Annotated in this window: 20 protein-coding genes, 1 tRNA gene and 1 pseudogene; 20 read left to right on the top strand and 2 right to left on the bottom strand. The window is 67.0% G+C overall.

The window, feature by feature from the left end; all coding sequences use genetic code 11:
* The first annotated feature begins 183 nt into the window (after positions 1-183).
* From ileS to ndk, 4 genes are all read left to right on the top strand, one after another.
* Positions 184-3,618 (top strand): isoleucine--tRNA ligase, encoded by a 3,435-nt coding sequence (gene ileS, locus ASF06_RS10080; RefSeq protein ID WP_055946489.1) that lies wholly within the window; start codon positions 184-186, stop codon positions 3,616-3,618.
* Positions 3,611-5,026 carry a bifunctional folylpolyglutamate synthase/dihydrofolate synthase gene (locus ASF06_RS10075; RefSeq protein ID WP_082500864.1) on the top strand — a complete coding sequence of 472 codons (1,416 nt, stop codon included), beginning with the start codon at positions 3,611-3,613 and terminating at the stop codon, positions 5,024-5,026. The genes ileS and ASF06_RS10075 overlap by 8 nt, the downstream gene beginning before the upstream one ends.
* On the top strand, positions 5,023-5,433 hold the full coding sequence (locus tag ASF06_RS10070) for a DUF4233 domain-containing protein (protein WP_235497282.1): 411 nt from the start codon (positions 5,023-5,025) through the stop codon (positions 5,431-5,433). Before ASF06_RS10075 ends, ASF06_RS10070 begins: the two co-directional genes overlap by 4 nt.
* Positions 5,434-5,502: 69 nt before the next feature.
* Positions 5,503-5,919 (top strand): nucleoside-diphosphate kinase, encoded by a 417-nt coding sequence (gene ndk, locus ASF06_RS10065; RefSeq protein ID WP_055932296.1) that lies wholly within the window; start codon positions 5,503-5,505, stop codon positions 5,917-5,919.
* A 2-nt stretch (positions 5,920-5,921) separates the two neighbouring features.
* On the opposite strand, the gene ASF06_RS10060 is transcribed toward ndk, so the two are convergent.
* Positions 5,922-6,536 (bottom strand): vitamin K epoxide reductase family protein, encoded by a 615-nt coding sequence (locus tag ASF06_RS10060; RefSeq protein WP_326941539.1) that lies wholly within the window; start codon positions 6,534-6,536, stop codon positions 5,922-5,924.
* 315 nt (positions 6,537-6,851) lie between these two features.
* On the opposite strand from ASF06_RS10060, the gene ASF06_RS10055 reads away from it, so the two are divergent.
* A complete protein-coding gene (locus ASF06_RS10055) occupies positions 6,852-9,515 on the top strand; it encodes an Rne/Rng family ribonuclease (RefSeq protein ID WP_055946486.1) in 2,664 nt (887 codons plus the stop codon).
* Between the two features lie 31 nt (positions 9,516-9,546).
* Here the strand turns inward: ASF06_RS10055 and ASF06_RS10050 are convergent, their stop codons facing one another.
* Positions 9,547-9,825: a DUF4031 domain-containing protein gene (locus tag ASF06_RS10050; protein ID WP_055931837.1), complete on the bottom strand. Its 279-nt coding sequence runs from the start codon at positions 9,823-9,825 to the stop codon at positions 9,547-9,549.
* 71 nt (positions 9,826-9,896) lie between these two features.
* Here ASF06_RS10050 and ASF06_RS10045 point away from each other — a divergent pair, with 71 nt between their 5' ends.
* From ASF06_RS10045 to ASF06_RS09975, 15 genes and pseudogenes are all read left to right on the top strand, one after another.
* Complete coding sequence (locus ASF06_RS10045; RefSeq protein WP_082480178.1) at positions 9,897-10,964, top strand: permease; 1,068 nt, start codon at positions 9,897-9,899, stop codon at positions 10,962-10,964.
* Positions 10,965-10,968: 4 nt separating this feature from the next.
* Positions 10,969-11,700, top strand: a complete 732-nt coding sequence (locus ASF06_RS10040) for a TIGR03943 family putative permease subunit (RefSeq protein ID WP_235500971.1) — start codon at positions 10,969-10,971, stop codon at positions 11,698-11,700.
* Positions 11,690-13,051, top strand: a complete 1,362-nt coding sequence (locus ASF06_RS10035; RefSeq protein WP_055946482.1) for a hypothetical protein — start codon at positions 11,690-11,692, stop codon at positions 13,049-13,051. The genes ASF06_RS10040 and ASF06_RS10035 overlap by 11 nt, the downstream gene beginning before the upstream one ends.
* A 196-nt stretch (positions 13,052-13,247) precedes the next feature.
* Complete coding sequence (gene rplU, locus ASF06_RS10030) at positions 13,248-13,556, top strand: 50S ribosomal protein L21 (RefSeq protein ID WP_044442947.1); 309 nt, start codon at positions 13,248-13,250, stop codon at positions 13,554-13,556.
* A 14-nt stretch (positions 13,557-13,570) separates the two neighbouring features.
* Positions 13,571-13,825 carry a 50S ribosomal protein L27 gene (gene rpmA, locus ASF06_RS10025; protein ID WP_044442950.1) on the top strand — a complete coding sequence of 85 codons (255 nt, stop codon included), beginning with the start codon at positions 13,571-13,573 and terminating at the stop codon, positions 13,823-13,825.
* Between the two features lie 92 nt (positions 13,826-13,917).
* Entirely contained in the window at positions 13,918-15,432 is a 1,515-nt protein-coding gene (gene obgE, locus ASF06_RS10020) for a GTPase ObgE (protein WP_055946479.1), read from the top strand.
* The gene (proB, locus tag ASF06_RS10015) at positions 15,429-16,223 is read left to right on the top strand and encodes a glutamate 5-kinase (protein WP_055946477.1); all 795 of its coding nucleotides are present in this window, start codon (positions 15,429-15,431) and stop codon (positions 16,221-16,223) included. Before obgE ends, proB begins: the two co-directional genes overlap by 4 nt.
* A gap of 10 nt (positions 16,224-16,233) precedes the next feature.
* Positions 16,234-17,502 carry a glutamate-5-semialdehyde dehydrogenase gene (locus tag ASF06_RS10010; protein WP_055946475.1) on the top strand — a complete coding sequence of 423 codons (1,269 nt, stop codon included), beginning with the start codon at positions 16,234-16,236 and terminating at the stop codon, positions 17,500-17,502.
* A gap of 57 nt (positions 17,503-17,559) precedes the next feature.
* Positions 17,560-17,778, top strand: coding sequence for a hypothetical protein (locus tag ASF06_RS10005; RefSeq protein WP_055931853.1), 219 nt, complete (start codon positions 17,560-17,562; stop codon positions 17,776-17,778).
* 12 nt (positions 17,779-17,790) lie between these two features.
* On the top strand, positions 17,791-18,393 hold the full coding sequence (gene nadD / locus ASF06_RS10000; RefSeq protein WP_082480193.1) for a nicotinate-nucleotide adenylyltransferase: 603 nt from the start codon (positions 17,791-17,793) through the stop codon (positions 18,391-18,393).
* Complete coding sequence (locus tag ASF06_RS09995; RefSeq protein WP_157439154.1) at positions 18,390-19,439, top strand: hypothetical protein; 1,050 nt, start codon at positions 18,390-18,392, stop codon at positions 19,437-19,439. The genes nadD and ASF06_RS09995 overlap by 4 nt, the downstream gene beginning before the upstream one ends.
* Before the next feature lie 6 nt (positions 19,440-19,445).
* Positions 19,446-19,823: a ribosome silencing factor gene (gene rsfS / locus ASF06_RS09990; RefSeq protein WP_055931859.1), complete on the top strand. Its 378-nt coding sequence runs from the start codon at positions 19,446-19,448 to the stop codon at positions 19,821-19,823.
* A gap of 106 nt (positions 19,824-19,929) precedes the next feature.
* Positions 19,930-20,005, top strand: a tRNA-Ala gene (locus tag ASF06_RS09985).
* Positions 20,006-20,691: 686 nt separating this feature from the next.
* Positions 20,692-21,042: pseudogene (locus tag ASF06_RS20025) on the top strand (ABC transporter substrate-binding protein); the annotation flags it as partial.
* A gap of 1 nt (position 21,043) precedes the next feature.
* A partial coding sequence (locus ASF06_RS09975) for a peptide ABC transporter substrate-binding protein (protein WP_235500970.1) occupies positions 21,044-22,138 on the top strand: 1,095 nt, incomplete at its 5' end.
* Positions 22,139-22,199: the final 61 nt, after the last annotated feature.

The following is a 22,199-nucleotide window of genomic DNA, read 5'->3' as shown; positions in this document are numbered from 1 at the left end:
AGAAAGGCACGCGAGAGCGGGCCGAGTAGAGCCGAACGGGTCTGGCCCGTCACAGCCAAAGAACAAGCGGCCGATCGAGGTGAACACCTCGGGCGGCAAGCGAGGTGGTACCACGCGGGTCGGAGCGTTTCCGTACCAGCGTCCTCGTGGAACAGGCAACGATTCAGCCCGTCCAGGAGAAGCATGTCGTACCCCAAGAACTCCGAAGAGAACGCAGGCGAGCAGCACCGCCACGTCGCGCCGGCCGTCACGCCGAGCCCGAATTTCCCCGCGATCGAAGAAGAGGTCCTCGGCTTCTGGAAAGCCGACGACACGTTCAAGGCCTCGATCGAGAACCGAGCGGATGCCGAGGAGTGGGTCTTCTACGACGGCCCGCCGTTCGCGAACGGCCTGCCGCACTACGGTCACCTGCTCACGGGTTACGCCAAAGACCTCTTCCCGCGGTTCCAGACCATGCGCGGCAAGAAGGTGGATCGTCGCTTCGGCTGGGACACCCACGGACTGCCCGCCGAGCTCGAAGCCATGCGCCAGCTCGGCATCACCGAGAAGAGTCAGATCGAGGAGATGGGCATCGGCGTCTTCAACCAGGCGTCCCGCGACTCCGTGCTGCGCTACACCGGCGAATGGCAGGAATACGTGACCCGCCAGGCCCGCTGGGTCGACTTCGAGAACGACTACAAGACGCTCGACATCACCTTCATGGAGAGCGTCATCTGGGCGTTCAAGCAGCTGCACACGAAGGGGCTCGCCTACGAGGGCTTCCGCGTGCTCCCTTACTGCTGGCACGACCAGACACCCCTGTCGAACCACGAGCTGCGCATGGACGACGACGTCTACAAGATGCGCCAGGACCAGACCGTCACCGTGACGTTCCCGCTTACCGGGGCCAAGGCCGAGGCGCTCGGCCTCACCGCCGTGCGCGCCCTGGCTTGGACGACGACACCGTGGACCCTGCCGACGAACCTCGCGCTCGCGGTCGGCCCGGGCATCCAGTATGCGGTCGTGCCCGGCGGGCCGAACGGCGCCGCCGACGTGCACGAGGACAGGCTCGAGGGGGAGTCGCACGAGTACCTCATCGCGAGCGACCTGGTGGGCAACTACGCGAAGGACCTGGGCTACGAGTCCGCCGACGACGCCATCGCCGCGATCTCGCGCACCCACCTGGGTGCCGAGCTCGAGGGCGTGACCTACGACCGCCTCTGGGACTACTACGCCGACAGCGACGCGTGGGGAACGCAGAACGCGTGGCGCATCCTCGTCGCCGACTATGTGTCGACCACCGAGGGAACCGGCATCGTTCACCAGGCGCCCGCCTACGGTGAGGAAGACCAGAAGATCTGCGAGGCCGCCGGAATACCCGTGGTGATCTCGGTCGACGAGGGCGCGCGGTTCCTGCCCGCCGTCGCCGATGTCGTCGGCCTGCAGGTGTTCGAGGCGAACAAGCCGCTCACCCAGCTGCTGCGCGCCAACGGCCGTCTGCTGCGCCAGGCCAGCTACGAGCACTCCTACCCCCACTGCTGGCGCTGCCGCAACCCGCTGATCTACAAGGCCGTATCGAGCTGGTTCGTGCGCGTCACCGAGTTCCGCGACCGCATGGAGACGCTCAACCAGGAGATCAACTGGATCCCCGAGAACGTGAAGGACGGACAGTTCGGCAAGTGGGTGTCGAACGCCCGCGACTGGTCGATCTCGCGCAACCGCTACTGGGGATCTCCGATCCCGGTGTGGAAGAGCGACAACCCCGAGTATCCGAGGGTCGACGTCTACGGCTCGCTCGACGAGCTCGAGGCCGACTTCGGAGTGCGCCCGACAGATCTGCATCGCCCGTACATCGACGAGCTCACGCGCCCCAACCCCGACGACCCCACAGGGCAGTCCACGATGCGCCGCATCGAAGACGTGCTCGACGTGTGGTTCGACTCGGGCTCTATGCCGTTCGCCCAGGTGCACTACCCGTTCGAGAACCAGGACTGGTTCGACAGCCACAACCCGGCCGACTTCATCGTCGAGTACATCGGGCAGACCCGAGGCTGGTTCTACACGCTGCACACGCTGTCGACCGCGCTCTTCGACCGGCCCGCCTTCCGCAATGTCGTCAGCCACGGCATCGTGCTGGGCAGCGACGGCCAGAAGATGTCGAAGAGCCTGCGCAACTACCCCGACGTCTCCGAGGTGCTCGATCGCGACGGCTCGGATGCGATGCGCTGGTTCCTCATGAGCTCGCCCGTTCTGCGCGGCGGCAACCTCGTGGTGACCGAGGAGGCGATCCGCGAGGCGACCAGGCAGGTTCTGCTGCCCCTGTGGAGCACGTACTACTTCTTCACCCTCTACGCGAATTCGGCCAAGCCGTCCCCTGAGCCTGTCGAAGGTTCGTCCCCTGAGCCTGTCGAAGGGGCCGGAGGCTACGAAGCGCAGCTGAGCACCTCGTCGACCGACGTGCTCGACCGCTACTTGCTGGCCAAGACCCGCGAGCTCATCCACGACGTCGCCGCAGACCTCGACGCCTACGACTCGACACTCGCCACCGCCAAGCTGCGCGACTTCGCCGACGTGCTCACCAACTGGTACGTGCGTCGCAGCCGCGACCGCTTCTGGTCGGGAACCGACACCGCGGCCTTCGACACCCTCTTCACGGTGCTCGAGGCCGTGACCCGCGTGGCCGCGCCCCTGCTGCCCCTTGTCACCGAGCGCATCTGGAAGGGTCTCACCGGAGGCCGCAGCGTGCACCTCACCGACTGGCCCGACGAGAACCGCTTCCCGGCCGATCCCGGCCTCGTGCACGCCATGGACCAGGTGCGGGAGATCTCCTCCACCGTGCTGTCACTGCGCAAGCAGAGCGGTCTTCGCGTGCGCCTTCCGCTGGCCAACCTCACCATCGTGGCGTCGAACGTCGAGGCGCTGCGTCCCTTCGAGGGCATCCTCGCCGACGAGCTCAACGTGAAGAGCGTCACCCTCGTCGAGCAGCAGCCCAACAGCGCTGTCGAGTTCGGCATCACGTCGAAGCTCACGGTCAACGCGCGGGCAGCCGGCCCGCGTCTGGGCAAGCAGGTGCAGCAGGTCATCAAGGCCGCCCGAGGTGGCGACTGGTCGGAGAGCAACGGCGTCGTCACGGCGGGCGGCATCGACCTGGTCGAGGGCGAATACGAGCTCGTGCTCGAGACGCAGGATGCCGGGGACGGCTCCCACGCGGCCCTCGCGCTGCTCCCGGGCGGCGGCTTCGCACTGCTCGACACCGCGACCACCCCGGAGCTCGAGGCGGAGGGCCTCGCGAGAGACATGATCCGAGCTGTGCAGGACGCGCGCAAGTCCGCCGGGTTCGAGGTCAGCGACCGCATCGTGCTCGACCTGGTCTTCTTCTCCGACACCGATGCGGATGCGCTGCGACAGGCATCCTCCGTCGACGTCGCGGGGGAGACCCTCGCCACCAGCTTCACCATCTCCGGCCCCCGTGACACCCCCGCCCTCGAGGGGTACCGTGAAAGTCTGGTCACCGAGTGGATCGGCGACGCGGTGGCCACGTCACCCGAGCACGTCGTTCGCATCGGCGGCGCCAAGTACGCGAACACCGACGACCTCATCGTCGCGGTGAGCCGACAGTCAGGAATCCGCAATGTCTGATCTCGAGTCCCCTGAACCAGAGAAGTCGGGCTACATCGGCCCGCTCGACGATACCGATCCCGACGAGTTCGTCGCGGCGGGAGACGCCGTCTACGCCGCCCTGCTCGAGCGCCTGGGCGAGGCCGCGCCCCAGCCGAGGCTGTCGGCGACCCGACGGGTCGTCGAGCTGCTCGGAGACCCGCAGCGCGCCTACCCCGTCATCCACATCACGGGCACGAACGGCAAGACCAGCACGAGCCGCATCACCGAGAGCATCCTGCGCGCCTACGGCCTGCGCACGGGGCTCTTCACGAGCCCGCACCTGGAACGCCTCAACGAGCGCATCGTGATCGACGGCGAGCCGATCAGCAACGAGGCGCTTGCGGCCAACTGGGCCGACATCGATCCGTTCCTGCAGATCGTCGATGGCGAGCTCGAGACCGCCGGCGAGCCGCGCATCACCTTCTTCGAAGCCCTGTCGGTGCTGGCGTTCGCCTCGTTCGCCGACGCGCCCGTCGATGTCGCCGTGATCGAGGTGGGCATGGGCGGCGAGTGGGATTCCACGAACGTCGCAGACGGCCAGGTCGCGGTCATCACACCCATCTCCCTCGACCACACGAACCGTCTGGGCAACACGGTCGAGGAGATCGCCCGCACCAAGTCGGGCATCATCAAGCCGGTCTCGAACGTCGTGACTGCTTTTCAGCCCGCCGGTGCGCTGGCCGAGCTGCAGCGAGCGGTCGAGCTCACGGAGTCGAGCCTCGCGGTGCAGGGAGACCAGTTCCGCCTGATCTCCAGCGCCGTGGGCGTCGGTGGCCAGGTCGTGTCGATCCATGGTCTGGCGGGCACGTACTCCGACCTGTTCCTGCCCCTGTACGGCGCTCACCAGGCGCAGAACGCGGCCGTCGCCGTCGCTGCCGTGGAGTCGTTCCTCGGCGGCGGAACGCACGAACTCGCCGTCGACGTCGTGAACGAGGGCTTCGCCACCGTCACATCTCCCGGCCGGCTGCAGCTCGTGGGCATCGAGCCCACCGTGCTCGTCGACGCGGCGCACAATCCCGGCGGAGCCGAGGTGCTCGCGGTGGCCATCACCGAGTACTTCACCTTCGACAAGGTCGTGGCGGTGTTCGGCGTCCTCGCCGACAAAGACGTCGAGGGCATCGTGCGTGCCCTCGAGCCCGTCGTCACCGAGTTCGTCGTCACGGATGCGCCGAGCGACAGGGCGATCGATGCGGATTCCCTGGCGGCGATCGTCGTCGGCATCGTCGGGCGCGACCGTGTCACGGTGGAGCCCGAGCTCGCCCGCGCCCTCGAGGTCGCGCGCGACAGCGCCGATGAGGCCGAGCGGGGTGCGGTGCTCGTCACCGGCTCGATCACGCTCGTGGGCGAGGCCATCACCCTGGCCGCAGCCGAGAAATGGAAGCCGTGACAGACATCCAGCCCTCGCCCGACGAGGCCGAGCCGCAGCGCCCGGCGCGCGCCGGCCGACCCCCATCGGTGCGACGATCGCTCGGGTCGATCGTGCTCGGCTTCGAGAGCGTCGTGATGTTCCTCGCGGCACTCGTCGCCTTCGGGCTCAAGGCGCTGCCGGCGCTGCCCGCCCTCGGAGGCGGCGCCCTGCTCTGCGTCGCGCTGGTCGCCGGCGCGGGGCTCCTGCGCTTCCGCTGGGGCTACGCGTTCGGCTGGGTGCTGCAGGCGGCCATCATCGCGTCGGCCTTCCTCGTGCCGGTGATGTGGATCGTCGGGGTGCTCTTCGTGGGCCTCTGGACCTACTGCATGGTCGTCGGCTCGCGAATCGATCGCGAGAAGGCCGCCGCGGCCGCCGTTCAGCCCTGATCTCCCATCGCCGCTCGGTACAGTGAAACGGTACGTTTCCCCTTTGTCTGGAAGGACATCCCTGTGACCATCACGAGCGAAGAATCCCTCGTTCTCATCAAGCCCGACGGCGTGGCCCGCAACCTCACGGGGGAGATCCTCTCCCGTATCGAGGGCAAGGGCTACCAGCTGGTCGACATCAAGCTCATCCAGCCCGAGCGCAGCGTGCTCGCGGCGCACTACGCCGAGCACGAGGGCAAGCCGTTCTACGAGCCGCTCATCGAATTCATGGAGTCGGGACCGATCGTGGCGATCCGTATCGCGGGCAACCGGGTCATCGAGGGCTTTCGCTCGCTCGCCGGCACCACCGACCCCACCACGGCCGCTCCCGGCACCATCCGCGGCGACCTGGGCCGCGACTGGGGCCTGAAGGTTCAGCAGAACCTCGTGCACGGCAGCGACTCGCCCGAGTCGGCCCAGCGCGAACTCGCGATCTGGTTCGGCTAGATCTAGCTGTACAGAATAATCGTCGTGATGGCGTCGAGTCGAAGCTGCGCCATCACGATGATCGCCAAGTAGCCGAGCAGCACGAGCACCCACGTGAACGGGTAGATGCGGGCGAAGATGCGCCGCGACGCGCCCGAGTTGCCGAAATGTCCTTCTTTGAGGTTGAACACCGTCACGTAGAAGAACATCGGGATCATCACGGTCCACACGACCATGCAATAGGGGCAGAGGGTTCCCAGAACGAAGATGCTCTGCGAGATGAGCCAGGCGACGAACACGATGCCGCCGAGAAGGCCGGCGTTGAAGGCGATCCAGAACCACGACGCGAACCGGGCGCCCGCGAGGATCGCGACGCCCACGATGATGGGGGCGATGAAAGCGGCCACGCCGATGATCGGATTCGGGAAGCCGAAGACCGCCCCCTGGGCGCTCGCCATGTTCACGCCGCACTGCACGAGGGGTGAGATGTCGCAGCTCGGGTTGTAGTCGGGATTGACGAGTGTCTCGATCTTCTCGATGGTGAGGTCGAAGGCGGCGAACCATCCGATCACTCCCGCCACGATCAGGAAGATCGCGAAAATGAAGGGTCGTCTGTTCTCGAGCGTCGTATTCACCACGGTCGGATTATCGCACGGGGTGAAATACGCATTCTGGGAATGCATGCGATAATTGGTCTCAGTCTTTCTGGCCGCGTCCGGGAAGACGCCAAAGAAGGCTTGTCGGAACGAAAGCAGGCGCAACCACAGTGGCCGCCCGCCTCATCCGAACACGAGAACTACAGTCATAAAAGAAGTACACGTGAAGGCAGCCAGAGCCTATGTCGCCGGCTGTCCGTGTAAAGGATTGGCGAGGTTTTCGCTCACGCGAAAGGCTCGCTCTGGAGAGTACCGACAGGTGGCGCGGCCACCGGTTCGGCAAGGAGTGCACCAGAAATGGTGGAAGACAACAACAACACAGGTTCATCGAACACAGAATCAGCACCGCGCAAACGCCTCTTCGGGGGTCGCAAGTCGGCTAAGAAGGCCGTCGAGCCGCCCGTTGCCGAGGCTCCCGCGACTCCGCCGACGGTGTCGGAGCCCGAGGAGCAGGCCGCCCCGGTCGTCACGTCGGGTGCCGCCTCGACCGGCGTCGGTTCGCCTTTCGACGAGGAGCACCCGGGGCTCGCGCCCCTCGAGCCCTCGGCTCAGACCGAGGCTCCCGTTCAGGCGCCGGTGCTCCGGCCCACGACGTCTCTGATCTTCCAGGCCCCCGACATCCAGCCGCTGCCCGCGCGCGACGATGACGACCAGGCCGACGACGAGCGCCCCGACACCTCGGTGCGCCGCCGATCACGTCGACGCTCGGGTGAAGACAACCGGCCGGGCGACAACGATCCCGCGAACACCGTCGTCAAGGTGCGCACGCCCCGCCCCGAGCCGGAGCTCATCACCGAGCCCCAGCGAATCAAGGGCTCGACGCGTCTCGAGGCCAAGAAGCAGCGCCGTCGCGATGGTCGGGATGCGGGTCGTCGTCGCCCCGTCGTCACCGAGGCCGAGTTCCTCGCCCGCCGCGAGTCCGTCGACCGCGTCATGGTCGTTCGGGCCAAAGACAACAAGATCCAGATCGGCGTTCTCGAAGACGGCGTGCTGGTCGAGCACTACGTCGCCAAGGCGCAGGACGCGTCGCTGATCGGCAACGTCTACCTCGGCAAGGTGCAGAACGTGCTTCCCAGCATGGAGGCCGCCTTCGTCGACATCGGGCGCGGTCGCAACGCCGTGCTGTACTCGGGCGAGGTCGACTGGGACGCCGCGGCGGCCGAGAACCCCAACGGTGGCAACCAGGCGCGCAAGATCGAGCTCGCCCTGAAGCCGGGTGCAACCGTGCTGGTGCAGGTCACGAAAGACCCGGTGGGCCACAAGGGCGCGCGTCTCACGAGCCAGATCTCCCTCCCGGGCCGTTACCTCGTGTACGTGCCGAACGGGTCGATGAACGGCATCTCGCGCAAGCTCCCCGATGTCGAGCGGTCGCGCCTCAAGAAGATCCTCAAAGAGGTTCTACCCGAGAACGTCGGCGTCATCGTGCGCACGGCGTCGGAGGGCGCAACGGAGGAGCAGCTCACGCTCGACGTCAGCCGTCTGACCACGCAGTGGTCGGAGATCTCGGCCGCCGTGCAGAAGCAGCAGTCTCCCGCACTGCTGCACTCCGAGCCCGATCTGCTCATCAAGATCGTGCGCGACGTGTTCAACGAGGACTTCCAGCGCCTCGTGATCTCGGGCGACGACGCCCGGGCCACGATCGAGACCTACCTGGGCCAGGTCGCCCCCGATCTGCTCGACCGTGTCGAGCGCTACGAGGGCGAGCGCGACGCGTTCGACGAGTTCCGAGTGTCGGAGCAGATCGAGAAGGCGCTCGACCGCAAGGTCTGGCTCCCGTCGGGTGGATCGCTCGTGATCGACCGCACTGAGGCCATGACCGTCGTCGACGTCAACACCGGCAAGTTCGTGGGTTCGGGCGGAAACCTCGAGGAGACCGTCACCAAGAACAACCTCGAGGCGGCCGAGGAGATCGTGCGCCAGCTGCGCCTGCGTGACATCGGCGGCATCATCGTGGTCGACTTCATCGACATGGTGCTCGAGTCGAACCGCGACCTCGTTCTGCGGCGCATGGTCGAGTGCCTCAGCCGCGACCGCACGAAGCACCAGGTCGCCGAGGTCACCTCGCTCGGACTCGTGCAGATGACCCGCAAGAAGCTGGGTCTCGGCCTGCTCGAGTCGTTCAGCGAGGCGTGCGAGGTCTGCGCCGGCCGCGGCGTGATCGTGCACCACGACCCCGTCGTCAAGCATCGCTCCTCCGGCAACGCGCCCGCCTCGTCGGCAGCGCCGCAGCAGGAGCGTCGACGTTCGGGCAGGGGCAACGGCCAGAACGGCAACGGCGGCAACGGATCGTCGAACGGCAACGGGTCGTCGAACGGCGGCAACGGCGCGAACGCGTCGTCGAGCACCGCATCCTCGTCGCACTCGGCCCCTGCCACCAAGCCCCACGGAATCACGGACGACGCGAAGAACGCCCTGGCCAAGATCGCGGCGTCGACCATCTCCACGCACACCGGCGCCGTGAACATCATCACCCAGGAGCAGTCCGAGGCGGCGAAGGCCGCCACGACGGCGCCGGTCGAGACTCCGGCCGTCGTGCCGAACGAGCGCGAAGAGAACGCACAGGCCGCTCCGGATGCCGGGGGAGCCGAATCGCAGGCGCCGTCGCGCGGGCGCAAGGGCAACCGTCGCGCACGCCAGGCCAAGCCCGTCGTCGAGGCGGCCGTTGTCGAGACTGCCGTTGTCGAGACCCCCGCGGTCATGACCGAGCAGGCATCCGACGCCTCTGACGCTCCTGCCTCGGTCGCCCCGGCGGCCGACGTGCTGCCGGCGATCGACATTCTCGACATTCCCGTCGCGAAGGCACCGGCTGCTCAGCGTCGCATCTCGACGCACGATGCAGAGGTCCTCCTCGACTCCGTGCTCGGGGCACTGCCCGAACCGAAGCAGCCCGGACAGGGCCGCTCGCGCAGCCGCAGGGTGAGTACGGCTGCCCTGTCGGCACCCACGCCCGAGCAGCAGTAGGCGCCAGAGCCGCAGCAGACGTAAGAGGCCGCTACCGTCCCCGCCCGGGGCGGTCGCGGCCTTTTACACGCAGTCCGCTGCGCTCGAGTCGGCGCACGAGGTCGCGATAGCTCACCGGCAGTGCTCCCGCCGCGACGAGTTCCGCGTGCCGAGAGATCGGCACGTCGTAGTGGTCGAGATCGAAGCTGCGCGGCGGCAGTCCCGCGGCGCGCGCGAAGGCATGCAGCTCCTCGAGCGACGAATCGCTGACGAGGTGTCCCCAGACCGTGTCATGGGCGGGCCAGATGGGCCAGTCGATCAGCACGGTCATAGTGCACGAGTGTACGTCTGTGCGGCGCTTCCCAGCTTCGCCCGGCCGCGCGACTTGTACTCTGGTGCGCGATGACTTCCACCCGGCTCGAGCACCAGGAGCGCGAAGCGCATCCGGGCCACGACGATCACGACGGTCACACCCATTCGGCCTCGGTGACCGGCCGGCAGCTGCTGGTGCGGATCGGCATCGGCGCCGGTATCGTCGGCGCTCTCTTCGCCGTGCGTGCCTTCATTCCGGGGCTCGGCCTGACTCTGCCGAACCGCATGCAGGACTTCGTCACCCTCTCTATCAGCGTGATTGTCGAGTCCCTGCCCTTCGTGCTGCTCGGCATCGTGCTCGCCGTCATCGTGCAGGTCTGGCTTCCGGCCGGCTTCTTCGACCGCATCCTGCCGAAGAACCCGGCTGCGCGCCGCGCGTGCATCTCTCTCATCGGGATGCTCCTGCCGGTGTGCGAGTGCGGCAACGTCCCCCTCGCACGCGGCCTCATCATCCGCGGTTTCACCGTTCCCGAGTCGCTCACATTCCTGCTGGCGGCGCCTATTCTCAACCCGATCACGATCATCACCACGCAGCAGGCCTTCGGCGGCGACCCGATCATCCTCGTCGCGCGCCTCGTGGGCGGCTTCGTCATCGCCAACACGATCGGCTGGCTCTACTCCCGCCATCCCGCACCGGATGCGCTGCTGACGCCCGGTTTCGCGCGGGAGTGCGAGGTGGCGCACCACGAGTCCGGCTCCCGGATGGTGCGGAGCCTGGCCATGTTCGTGCGGGAGACCACGGGAATCATGCCCGCACTGATCATCGGATCGCTCGTGGCCGGCGGCATCCAGACCATCGTGCCGCGCGACGTGCTCGTGGCGCTCGGCAGCAATCCCGTCTGGTCGGTGCTCGCCCTGATGGCCCTGGCCTTCGTCGTGTCGGTCTGCTCGAACGTCGACGCGTTCTTCATCCTGTCGTTCGGGGGCATCTTCAGCACCGGCGCCATCGTGTCGTTCCTGACGTTCGGGCCCATGATCGACGTGAAGATGCTGGCCCTGATGCGCACGACGTTCACCACCAAGACGCTGGTGCAGGTCTCGGTGCTCGTCGGGCTGATGTCGGCCGCCCTGGGTCTGGCGGTGAACGTTCTTGTTTGACGCGATGAAGCAGCGCTGGATCGGCGTCGTCCTGACCCTCGCCGCCTGCGTGGCCACTGTGTGGTTCTGGGCGAACGGCGACCTGGGGCTCTATGTGCATCCCCGCTACTTCGTCTTCACCGTGATCGCGGCCGTCGTGGGCATCGTGGTGGTGGTCGCGAGCTTCGTCGTGCGCGTGCCGTCAGAAGACGCGGCCGAGGGCGGTGCCGCGCGTCGCGCCTGGCGCAGGGTCGTCTCGGTCGGTGTCGTGGTGGCGTGCGTCTTCGGCGCGGGAGCCCTCGTGCTGCTTCCCCCCGCCACGCTCACCTCGGCCACCGCCGACCAGCGCAGCGTGAACAGCGGAACGGTCGTGGGCTCGGGCGCCGCGCAGGCGACGGGCGACACCGCAGACTATGGCGTCAAGGAGTGGGCGACCGCGCTGCGCCAGAGCACCGATCTGCAGGGCATCGCGGGCAGCTCGGCGACCCTCACGGGCTTCGTCAGCGCCGATCCCGACGACCCGGAGAACGTCTTCTTCGTCACGCGCTTTTTCGTCACGTGCTGCGCCGCCGACGCCCAGCCGGTGGGCGTGCCGGTCTACCAGCCCGACTGGAAGTCGTCGGTGAAGCTCGACGAGTGGGTCGAGGTGTCGGGAGCGTTCGACCTCAACCCGAGCGTGAAGAGCCGCCAGCCCATGGTGCTCGTGCCGCAGCAGGTCACCGCGGTCGATGAGCTGAGCGATCCCTATGTCTACTGAGACAGAAGCAGCCAGGCCGGCCCGCGGCCGATCGTTCGGGCGCACCCTCACCGCGCTGATCGTCGTGCTCGTCGTGGCCTGCTCCGGCCTCGCAGCACTGACCCTGGGGCAGGGCCCGCGAATGGCTCGCGCCGACATCGACACCGACAGCGTCGTGCAGCTGGCCCAGCAGAGGCTGCTGATGCACTCGAACGAGGCGTTGGCCGAGGTCGACGCCGAGCAGGTCAGCGTGTCGCCGAGCGTGCCCCTGGCTGTCGCCACAGACGGCAGCACCCTCTCGATCACCTTCGACCAGCGGCTCATGTACGACACCGACTACGTCGTGTCGGTGTCGGGGGTCACGAGCCCGTTTCAGAACGCGACGTCGACGTTCGACTACTCCTTCACCACCGGTTCGCCGCCGGTCTACTACCTGCAGCCGGGTGCACCGGATGCGTCGGGCCGGGCCGACGACGCGATCGTGCGCACCACGGTTGCGGGCACCGCTCGCGACGTCGTGTACTCGGCCCCGGGCATCCAGGACTTCGCCGTGGTCGGATCGAGTCTGGCGGTGTCGACGACGGCCGACGACGGCACGTCGCAGCTCGTACTGATCGTTCCCGGGCAGAAAGCCGTCGAGACCCTGCCGTTGCCCGGGCGGGGCACGATCACGCAGCTCGGCTCGTCGGTGAAACAGGCGATGCTCGGCCTGCGGTTCACCAGCGAGGATCCGGCCGCCGGGTACTCGAACACCCTTCTGCTGTTCGACCTGCTCGCCAAGCACACCTCGTTCACGTTGCCCGGAACGGTGATCGGCCAGCCCCTTGCTGTCGACCAGTGGCGATTCATCCCCGACAGCACCCTCGTCGAGACCGTCGCCGACGGTGTGCTGTCGATCTACGACTCCGCCCTGCAACAGGGGGCCGTGATCGGCGACTACGACGGTCTCGGAGAGGTGGCCCCCGCCGGCACGCAGTCGGTGATCGGTTCAGCCGGCTCGGCGCAGGCGCTCGACCTCCTCTCGGGGCAGGTGTCGCCCCTCGAGGTTGCCCTTCCAGACGGTGCGACGGCTCTGGGGCTGCCTGTTCTCGGCGCCGACGGCTCGTCGACCGTCACGGTCGCGGCGCTCGACGACGCGGGCGGCGGATCGCGCCAGGTCGTAGTGCGGAGCGACGCTTCCGGGGCGGCGGTCGTCTTCGATACGGGCTCGCAGGATGCGCAGATCGTGTCGGCCACCCAGTCGCCGAATGCGCAGTACCTCGCGATCGCCGTGTCGGCGGGCCCCCAGACCGAGGTCATCACCTCGCTCGTCGACCGCTCGAGCGGCGCCGTCGTGCGCACGCTGGCGGGGCTGCGCGTCACCTGGCCGTAGTCCGCGCGAGAGGCTGTTATGCTGTCGAGAGCGCAAAGACTCCGACCGAACCCTCGGGGGAAGGCGCTTATCATCGTGCTCCGGGTTTGACCGGGGCTCGAGTGTGACGTAAAGTTGTCCGTTGGCGCGCGCTTGGCTCAGCCCGCGTGTCAATCGAGTTTTGTGGGCATTCGCTCTCTAGAGAATAGGTACTGAAGTGGTTTACGCAGTTGTGCGCGCCGGTGGTCGGCAAGAAAAGGTAGAGGTCGGCACGATCGTCACCCTCGACCGCATCAAGGCCGACAAAGACGGCAACATCGAGTTGGCCGCCGTGCTGCTCGTCGACGGTGACAAGATCACCTTCGACGCCGCATCGCTCGCCAAGGTCACCGTCACCGCCGAGGTCCTCGAAGACCTCCGCGGCCCGAAGATCGTCATCCAGAAGTTCAAGAACAAGACCGGGTACAAGAAGCGCCAGGGTCACCGTCAAGACCTGACCCGCGTCAAGGTCACCGGAATCAAGTAGGGCAGGAAGAGCTAATGGCACATAAAAAGGGCGCGAGTTCCACTCGCAACGGTCGTGACTCCAACGCACAGCGTCTGGGCGTCAAGCGCTTCGGTGGCCAGGTCGTCGGAGCGGGCGAGATCATCGTCCGCCAGCGCGGCACCCACTTCCACCCCGGCGTGAACGTCGGCCGTGGCGGAGACGACACCCTGTTCGCACTCGCCGCCGGTTCGGTCGAGTTCGGTCACAAGGGCGGCCGCAAGGTCATCAACATCGTGGCGGGCGAGTAGCACCACCTCGCACGCACAGATGGCAGGGGCGGGCTTCGGCCCGCTCCTGCCATTCTTCGTTTTTCACAGAAACATCAACGTAAGGAGAGCAGATGGCAACGTTTGTTGACCATGTGACACTCCACCTCCGCGCAGGCAACGGCGGCAACGGCTGCGTGTCGGTGAAGCGCGAGAAGTTCAAGCCCCTCGCTGGCCCCGACGGCGGAACGGGCGGCAACGGCGGCGACATCGTTCTCGTCGCCGACCCCGGCGTGACCACCCTCCTCGGATTCCACCGCTCGCCGCACCGTCGCAGCGAGAACGGCGGCCCCGGCATGGGAGACCACCGCAGCGGCACGAACGCCGACGAACTCGTGCTGAGCGTTCCCATCGGCACGCTCGTGAAAGACGCCGACGGCACCGAGCTCGCCGACATGACCGAGCCCGGCATGCGAGTCGTCGTCGCCGAGGCAGGCCAGGGCGGGCTGGGCAATGCCGCGCTGTCGAACACCAAGCGCAAGGCTCCGGGCTTCGCCCTCCTCGGAACGCTGGGCTTCGAGGGCGATGTGCGCCTCGAGCTCAAGGTCGTCGCAGATGTCGCGCTCGTGGGCTACCCGTCCGCCGGCAAGTCGAGCCTCGTCGCCGCCCTCTCGGCGGCCAAGCCGAAGATCGCCGACTACCCCTTCACCACTCTCCACCCCAACCTCGGCGTCGTGCAGGCGGGGGAGACCCGCTACACGATCGCCGATGTTCCCGGGCTCATCGAGGGCGCCAGCGAGGGCAAGGGGCTCGGACTCGAGTTCCTGCGCCACGTCGAGCGGTGCACCGCACTGCTGCACGTGCTCGACTGCGCCACCCTCGAGCCGGGTCGCGACCCCATCTCCGACCTCGACATCATCCTCGCCGAGCTGGCGGCCTACCCCGTTCCCGAGGGTCAGATCCCGCTGCTCGAACGCCCGCAGCTGATCGCTCTGAACAAGATCGACGTGCCAGAGGGCCGCGAGCTTGCCGACTTCGTCACGCCCGAACTCGAGGCCCGCGGCTACCGCGTGTTCGAGATCTCCACCGTCAGCCACGAGGGGCTCCGCCCCCTGTCGTTCGCGCTCGGACAGCTCGTCGAAGACGGCCGCCAGGCTCTGATCGACGCTCCGCCGAAGCCGCGTCTCGTGATGCGCCCCCGCGCGGTCGACGAGGCCGGTTTCACCGTGCGCGTCGAGGGCGGCTCTGGCGGCAACATCTACCGCGTGCTGGGCACCAAGCCCGAGCGCTGGGTGCAGCAGACCGACTTCACGAACGAAGAGGCGATCGGCTTCCTGGCAGACCGCCTGGCCAAGCTCGGTGTCGAAGACCAGCTCTTCAAGAAGGGCGCCCAGGCGGGCTCGACGGTGATCATCGGCCTCGACAACGGCGTGGTCTTCGACTGGGAGCCCACCATGACGTCGACCGCCGAACTCGTGACAGCACCGCGTGGTCTCGATCCTCGACTGCTCAAAGACGGTCGCCGCACGAGCAACCAGCGCCGCGAGGAGTACTTCGAGCGCATGGATGCAAAGGCCGAGGCGCGCGCCGAGCTCGTGCGAGAGAAAGAGGCGGGGCTCTGGCGCGAAGACAGCTCCGACGAGGAGTGACCCGGGTCCGACTGGCGAGTCGCAGCGACATCGAGCGCGCGAGACGCATCGTCGTGAAGGTGGGCTCGTCGTCGATCTCCGGCGACAACGCCGGCCAGATCGCGCCGCTCGTCGACGCCCTCGCCACGGCGCACCGCCGCGGCGTCGAGATCATGCTCGTGTCGTCGGGCGCCATCGCCACCGGAATGCCGTATCTGCAGCTCGAGAACCGGCCCACCGACCTGGCGACACAGCAGGCGGCGGCGGCGGTCGGCCAGAACGTGCTCATCTACCGCTATCAAGACAGCCTCGACCGCTTCGACATCGTGGCCGGCCAGGTTCTGCTCACCGCCGGAGACCTCGAGAACCCGACGCCCCGCTCCAACGCGCAACGCGCCATGGAGCGCCTGCTCGGGCTGCGCATCCTGCCCATCGTGAACGAGAACGACACGGTCGCGACGCACGAGATCCGCTTCGGCGACAACGACCGGCTCGCCTCGCTCGTCGCCGAACTGGTGCAGGCCGATCTGCTCGTGCTCCTCTCCGACGTCGACGCTCTCTACACGCGCCCGCCCCTCGAGCCCGGCGCCATCCTGATCTCGCACGTGCCCTACGGCGACGAGCTCGACGGTGTGGTCGTGGGCGACGTCGGAACCGGTCTCGGAACCGGGGGAGCGACCACGAAGGTCTCTGCCGCGCGGTATGCGGCCAGCAACGGCACGGCCGTCATTCTGACCTCGACTCCGCAGGCCGCCCAGGCGCTCGCCGGCGAGCCCGTCGGAACCTGGTTCGACGCGGCTCCGGCGTCGTAAACTGGGCACCATGCCCACTTCGACACTGGCCGCCACCGCATTCACCGACAAACTGGATGCCGCGCGCACGTCGGCGCGCAGCCTGGCGCGGGCGACGACCAACGTCAAGAACGGCGCCCTGTCGGCCATCGCCGAGCAGCTGAGGGCCAACGTGCCTGCTATCGTCTCGGCCAACGACCTCGATCTCGCCAACGGCAGGGAGAACGGCCTGGCATCCGGACTCCTCGACCGGCTGACCCTCGACGAGCGGCGCATCGACGCGCTGGCCGCGGCGACGCTCGAGCTCGTCGGGCTGGTCGACCCTGTGGGGGAGACGGTGCGGGGGCGCTCGCTTCCCAACGGAGTTCGCATCGAGCAGGTGCGGGTTCCCTTCGGCGTCGTGGGCGCCATCTACGAGGCGCGGCCGAATGTCACGATCGACATCGCCGCCCTGGCCATCAAGAGCGGCAACGCCGTGGTGCTCCGCGGCGGATCCGCCGCAGAGAACACCAACCGCGTGCTCGTCGGTCTCATCCAGAGTGCACTCGAGTCTGTCGGACTGCCTCGCGAGGCCGCCCAGACCATCGACGAGTTCGGCCGCGAGGGCGCGACTGCGCTCATGACGGCCCGCGGATACATCGACGTGCTGATTCCCCGGGGCAGTGCTGCCCTGATCAACACGGTCGTCTCCGAGTCCACCGTTCCCGTCATCGAGACCGGCGCCGGTGTCGTGCACGTGTTCCTCGACTCCAGCGCAGACCTCGACATGGCGACCGCGATCGTGCACAACTCCAAGGTGCAGCGGCCGAGCGTCTGCAACGCGCTCGAGACCCTGCTGGTGCACGAAGACGCGGCGACCCGCCTGCTGCCGGGAGTGCTCGCCGCGCTGCGCGCATCCGGTGTCACGATTCACGCCGACGCGCGTGCGCGCGCCCTGTTCCCCGACGCCGTGGAGGCTACCGAAGACGACTGGAGTACCGAGTACATGACGCTCGACCTCGCCGTGCGGGTCGTGGCCGACGTCGACGAGGCGATGGAGCACATCCGCCGGTACTCGACCCATCACACCGAGTCCATCATCACGAACGATCTGGCGAACGCCGAGCGGTTCCTCAACGAGGTCGACTCCGCCGCGGTCATGGTGAACGCATCGACGCGGTTCACCGACGGCGGCGAGTTCGGGTTCGGCGCCGAGGTCGGCATCTCGACCCAGAAGCTGCACGCACGCGGGCCGATGGGGCTGCCGGAGCTCACGAGCACCAAGTGGCTGGTGCGGGGAAACGGGCAGGTGCGCGCTTAGCGGTATCCTTGATCGACCGCGTGATGTTCTGCGCGCCGCCGACGACGAAAGAGAACCATGTCAGTTGTGACAAGCCTCCTGGCCGAAGTTGAAGCTCACGCGGAGCTGCCGTTCCCCGCTATCGTCTTCGGGCTCATCGCCTTCGTCATCTTCGCCGCCCTCGCGGCCGTCATGTGGAGCTACCGTGACGTGGCCAACCGCCACCCGCGCAAGTCGGCGGCTTACAACGCGACGCACGACCACGGCCACGCCGACCGCACGGGCGCAGACCACTAGGCACCGAAGAACGTGACCTCCACGAACGGCCGGCGCGCCCGCATCGGCGTGATGGGTGGAACCTTCGACCCCATCCACCACGGGCACCTTGTGGCCGCCAGCGAGGTGGCCCAGTCGTTCGATCTCGACGAGGTCGTCTTCGTCCCCACCGGTCAGCCCTGGCAGAAGAAGGTCGTCACCCCGGCCGAGCACCGCTACCTCATGACGGTGATCGCCACGGCGTCGAACCCTCGCTTCACCGTCAGCCGGGTCGACATCGACCGGGTCGGCGACACCTACACGATCGACACTCTGCGCGACCTGCACGAGCAGCGGCCAGACGCAGACCTGTTCTTCATCTCGGGAGCCGACGCCATCGCGCAGATTCTGGGGTGGAAGAACGCGGAGGAACTGTGGTCGCTGGCGCACTTCGTGGCCGTCTCACGGCCCGGCCATCCGCTCTCCATTTCCGCTTTGCCGCATGAAGACGTAAGCTATTTGGAAGTTCCGGCTCTAGCGATATCGTCCACTGACATACGCGGCCGGGTGGGCCGGGGTTTTCCGGTGTGGTACTTGGTACCCGACGGTGTCGTACAGTACATCACCAAGCACCATCTATATCGGAGTATTGAATGACGTTGTCTCCCGACGAGCAGCCGCTGACTCGGCGCCAGTTGCGCGAACTCGAGCGCACCATGCCGAAGAAAGACCGGCAAGATCCAGCAAAGGTGCAGGAAGAAGCCGCACGACGCGCCGCCGACAACGATTCGGCCGAGGCGCCCGCTGTTGCGAGCCCTGACGCCGCGACCCCTGATGCCGCGTCCGACGCCGAGCCTACGGCCGAGGCCACCCAGACATCCGACGTGACCGAGGTCGTCGAAGACGCTGTCGTCGTCGACGAGCCTTCCGAGACCGTGCCGGCCGACGAGGGCGACGACGCTCCGCAGACGCCTTCTCCCGTCGGAGCCCGCGGCGCATCCGACCCGATCTCGAGCTTCGCGCCCGAGGCGGCCGAGCAGCAGCCCATCGTCGAAGAGCTGGTCATCGATGAACCGCGTATCGATGAACCGCGCACCGATGACCGGCGCACCGATGATGTGCCGATCGACGACGATCCCGACGACGGCGACTCCGTCACCGAGATCACGGTCGAATCGCTCTCGAGCGGCCCTATCCTCGCGCCGATCTTCCAGCCGCCGGCCGTCGTTCCCGACGAGCAGGCTCCCGCCAAGATCGACGACGCCGACGCATCGTTCGACGACCTCATATCGTCGCGCACCGTCGGCTCGACCAACTCGTCGCAGACCAGCGCACTGGTGCTGCCGGCCGTTCCGAGCAGCATGGACATGGGCACGGCGCTCGACGAGACCGGCGAGGTCATCATCACCGGATCGATCGACCTGCCGTCGAGCATGGGCGCCAGCGGCGCTCCCGCAGCGGGCATCGAGTCGAAAGACCTCGACGCCCTCCTCGAGGTCGGCGAGACCGAGCAGAGCGGCGACGACGTCGCGCCTGTCAGCGCCAGCCGAGCCGTGAGCACGGGCGCATCCAACAACGCCCTCGTCGCTCCTCCCAAGCGGGGCAGGGCCAACGTGCCCGTCGTCCTCGCGATCACCGCGGGTGTACTCGCGATCGGCGTCGTGGGCCTTCTGCTCGCCGCCTTCGTCTTCAGGATCTTCTAAATTCAATTGACAGCCTCAGCACGCTCCATCGAGCTCACCCAGATCGCGGCCTCGGCCGCAGATTCGAAGCAGGCATCCGATCTCGTCGCCCTCGACGTCTCCGGTCCGCTTCCCCTTGCCGACGTCTTCTTCCTCGCCTCAGGCCGCAACGAGCGCAATGTCGTGGCCATCGGTGAGGAGATCATCGACCGACTCGCCGAGCAGGGCGTCAAGATCCTGCGCCGCGAGGGCCTCTCCGAGGGCCGCTGGGCCCTCCTCGATTTCGGCGACCTGGTGGTGCACGTCTTCCACGAGGAGGACCGCATGTATTACTCGCTCGAGCGCCTCTGGAAGGACTGCCCGGTCGTTCCGATCGAGGTCGCCTCGACGGAGGCCAGCGCCTGAGCGTGACGACACTCTGATCGCCTCTCGATTTTTCTTGAGCGGGATCTGTGTTGTAAGCTAGGCAAGTTGTTTCGGCCCGGGTGAAAGCCCAAGCGGAGACATGAACGGGGCTGTGGCGCAGTTGGTAGCGCACCTGCATGGCATGCAGGGGGTCAGGGGTTCGAATCCCCTCAGCTCCACCAGAGGAACCGCCCGAGAGGGCGGTTCCTTTTTCTTTGCCCAGTTGAGCATCGCTCCCCTCCACGGGCTTTCTTTCCTGCGTCGAAGGCGCATTCATAGGTAATCGCGTGCGTTCGGCACACGAATCCGGACTTCATGTTTCCAGTTTGTAACGTGTTGCCGCTGGATTTGGTCAGGAGCTGACCCCCTTTTAGGCTACAGCGTAGTCAGCCACGCGACTGATCATCTTTCGGGTGCCCCGTGCAGCAGTTCAGCGGGGTCTCCGGCAGCCCAGGAAAGTCCTCAGGAGGAAAATTGAAAATCAGACGCATTGGCATTGGGGCTCTTGCCCTTGCCGCGGCCAGCGCTCTTGTGCTGACCGGTTGCTCAACGGGCGGAGACACGCCCAGCACGAGCGGCAGCAACACCTCGATCATCACGGCCAACGGCTCCGAGCCGCAGAACCCGCTGATCCCCACCAACACCAATGAGGTCGGTGGCGGCAAGATTCTCGACGAGATCTTCGCGGGCCTGGTCTACTACGACGCCAAGGGTGCGCCGGTCAATGACGTCGCCGAGTCCATCGAGACCGACGACGCCCAGAACTACACGATCAAGATCAAGCCCGGCCTGAAGTTCACCAACGGTGACCCGGTCGACGCGAACTCCTTCGTCGACGCCCATCTCCCGCGCGTGNGTCGCCGAGTCCATCGAGACCGACGACGCCCAGAACTACACGATCAAGATCAAGCCCGGCCTGAAGTTCACCAACGGTGACCCGGTCGACGCGAACTCCTTCGTCGACGCATGGCAGTACGGCGCTCTGTTCTCCAATGCCCAATTGTCTGCATCGTTCTTCTCCAGCATCGAAGGATTCTCCGACACGGCCGACAGCCCCCTCACCGGACTCGCCGTCGTCGACGACACGACCTTCACGGTCGCCCTCACGTCGCCCCAGTCGGACTTCCCGCTGCGCCTCGGCTACTCGGCGTTCTACCCGCTGCCCAAGACGGCCTTCGAAGACATGGCTGCCTTCGGTGAGAACCCGATCGGCAACGGCNGACTTCCCGCTGCGCCTCGGCTACTCGGCGTTCTACCCGCTGCCCAAGACGGCCTTCGAAGACATGGCTGCCTTCGGTGAGAACCCGATCGGCAACGGCCCGTACATGCTCGCCGGTGAAGGCGCCTGGAAGCACAACGAGAAGATCGACCTCGTCGTGAACCCCGACTACGACGGAGGGCGCGTTCCCAAGAACGGCGGCCTGAGCATCGTCTTCTACGCGACCCAGGATGCGGCATACGCCGACCTCCAGGGCGGCAACCTCGACGTGCTCGACGCCGTGCCCGACAGCGCGTTCCAGACSTTCGAGTCCGACCTCGGYGACCGTGCCGTGAACCAGGCCGCGGCCGTGTTCCAGTCGTTCACGATCCCCGCTCGTCTGCCCCACTTCGACGGTGAGGAAGGCAAGCTCCGTCGCGCGGCCATCTCGATGTCGATCAACCGCGAGGAGATCACCAAGGTGATCTTCGAGGGAACCCGCACGCCGGCGAGCGACTTCACSTCGCCCGTCATCGACGGCTGGACCGACAAGCTCGAGGGTGCAGACGTTCTGGCCTACAACCCCGACGAGGCAGTGAAGCTGTGGGCCCAGGCCGACGCCATCTCGCCGTGGTCGGGMACGTTCCAGATCGCGTACAACGCCGATGGTGGACACCAGGGCTGGGTCGACGCCGTGTCGAACAGCATCAAGAACACGCTCGGAATCGACGCCTCGGGCGCTCCGTCCCCGACGTTCGCCGAGGTTCGTACGGCCATCACCGACCGCACGATCCAGACCGCGTTCCGCACCGGATGGCAGGCCGACTACCCCGGTCTGTTCAACTTCCTCGGCCCGATCTACGCGACCGGCGCTGGATCGAACGACGGTGACTACTCGAACSCCGACTTCGACGCACTGCTGGCGAAGGGCTCCTCGGAGACCGACGTCGACACGGCGAACAAGGACTTCCAGGACGCTCAGGAGATCCTGCTGAAGGACCTGCCGGCGATCCCGCTGTGGTACTCGAACGTCACCGGTGGCTACGGCACCGAGGTGTCGAACGTGACCTTCGGCTGGAACTCCGTTCCGCTGTTCTATGAGATCACCAAGGGCTAGTCTCTAACCCTTCCCCGTGGGGCGGCAGCGACATCGCTGCCGCCCCACGCACGCGCTGACG

The sequence above is a fragment of the Agreia sp. Leaf244 genome, assembly GCF_001422695.1.
Lineage (GTDB): Bacteria > Actinomycetota > Actinomycetes > Actinomycetales > Microbacteriaceae > Agreia.
The sequence above is the reverse complement of the archived record's forward strand: the minus strand, read 5'-3'. Positions and strand labels throughout refer to the sequence as shown.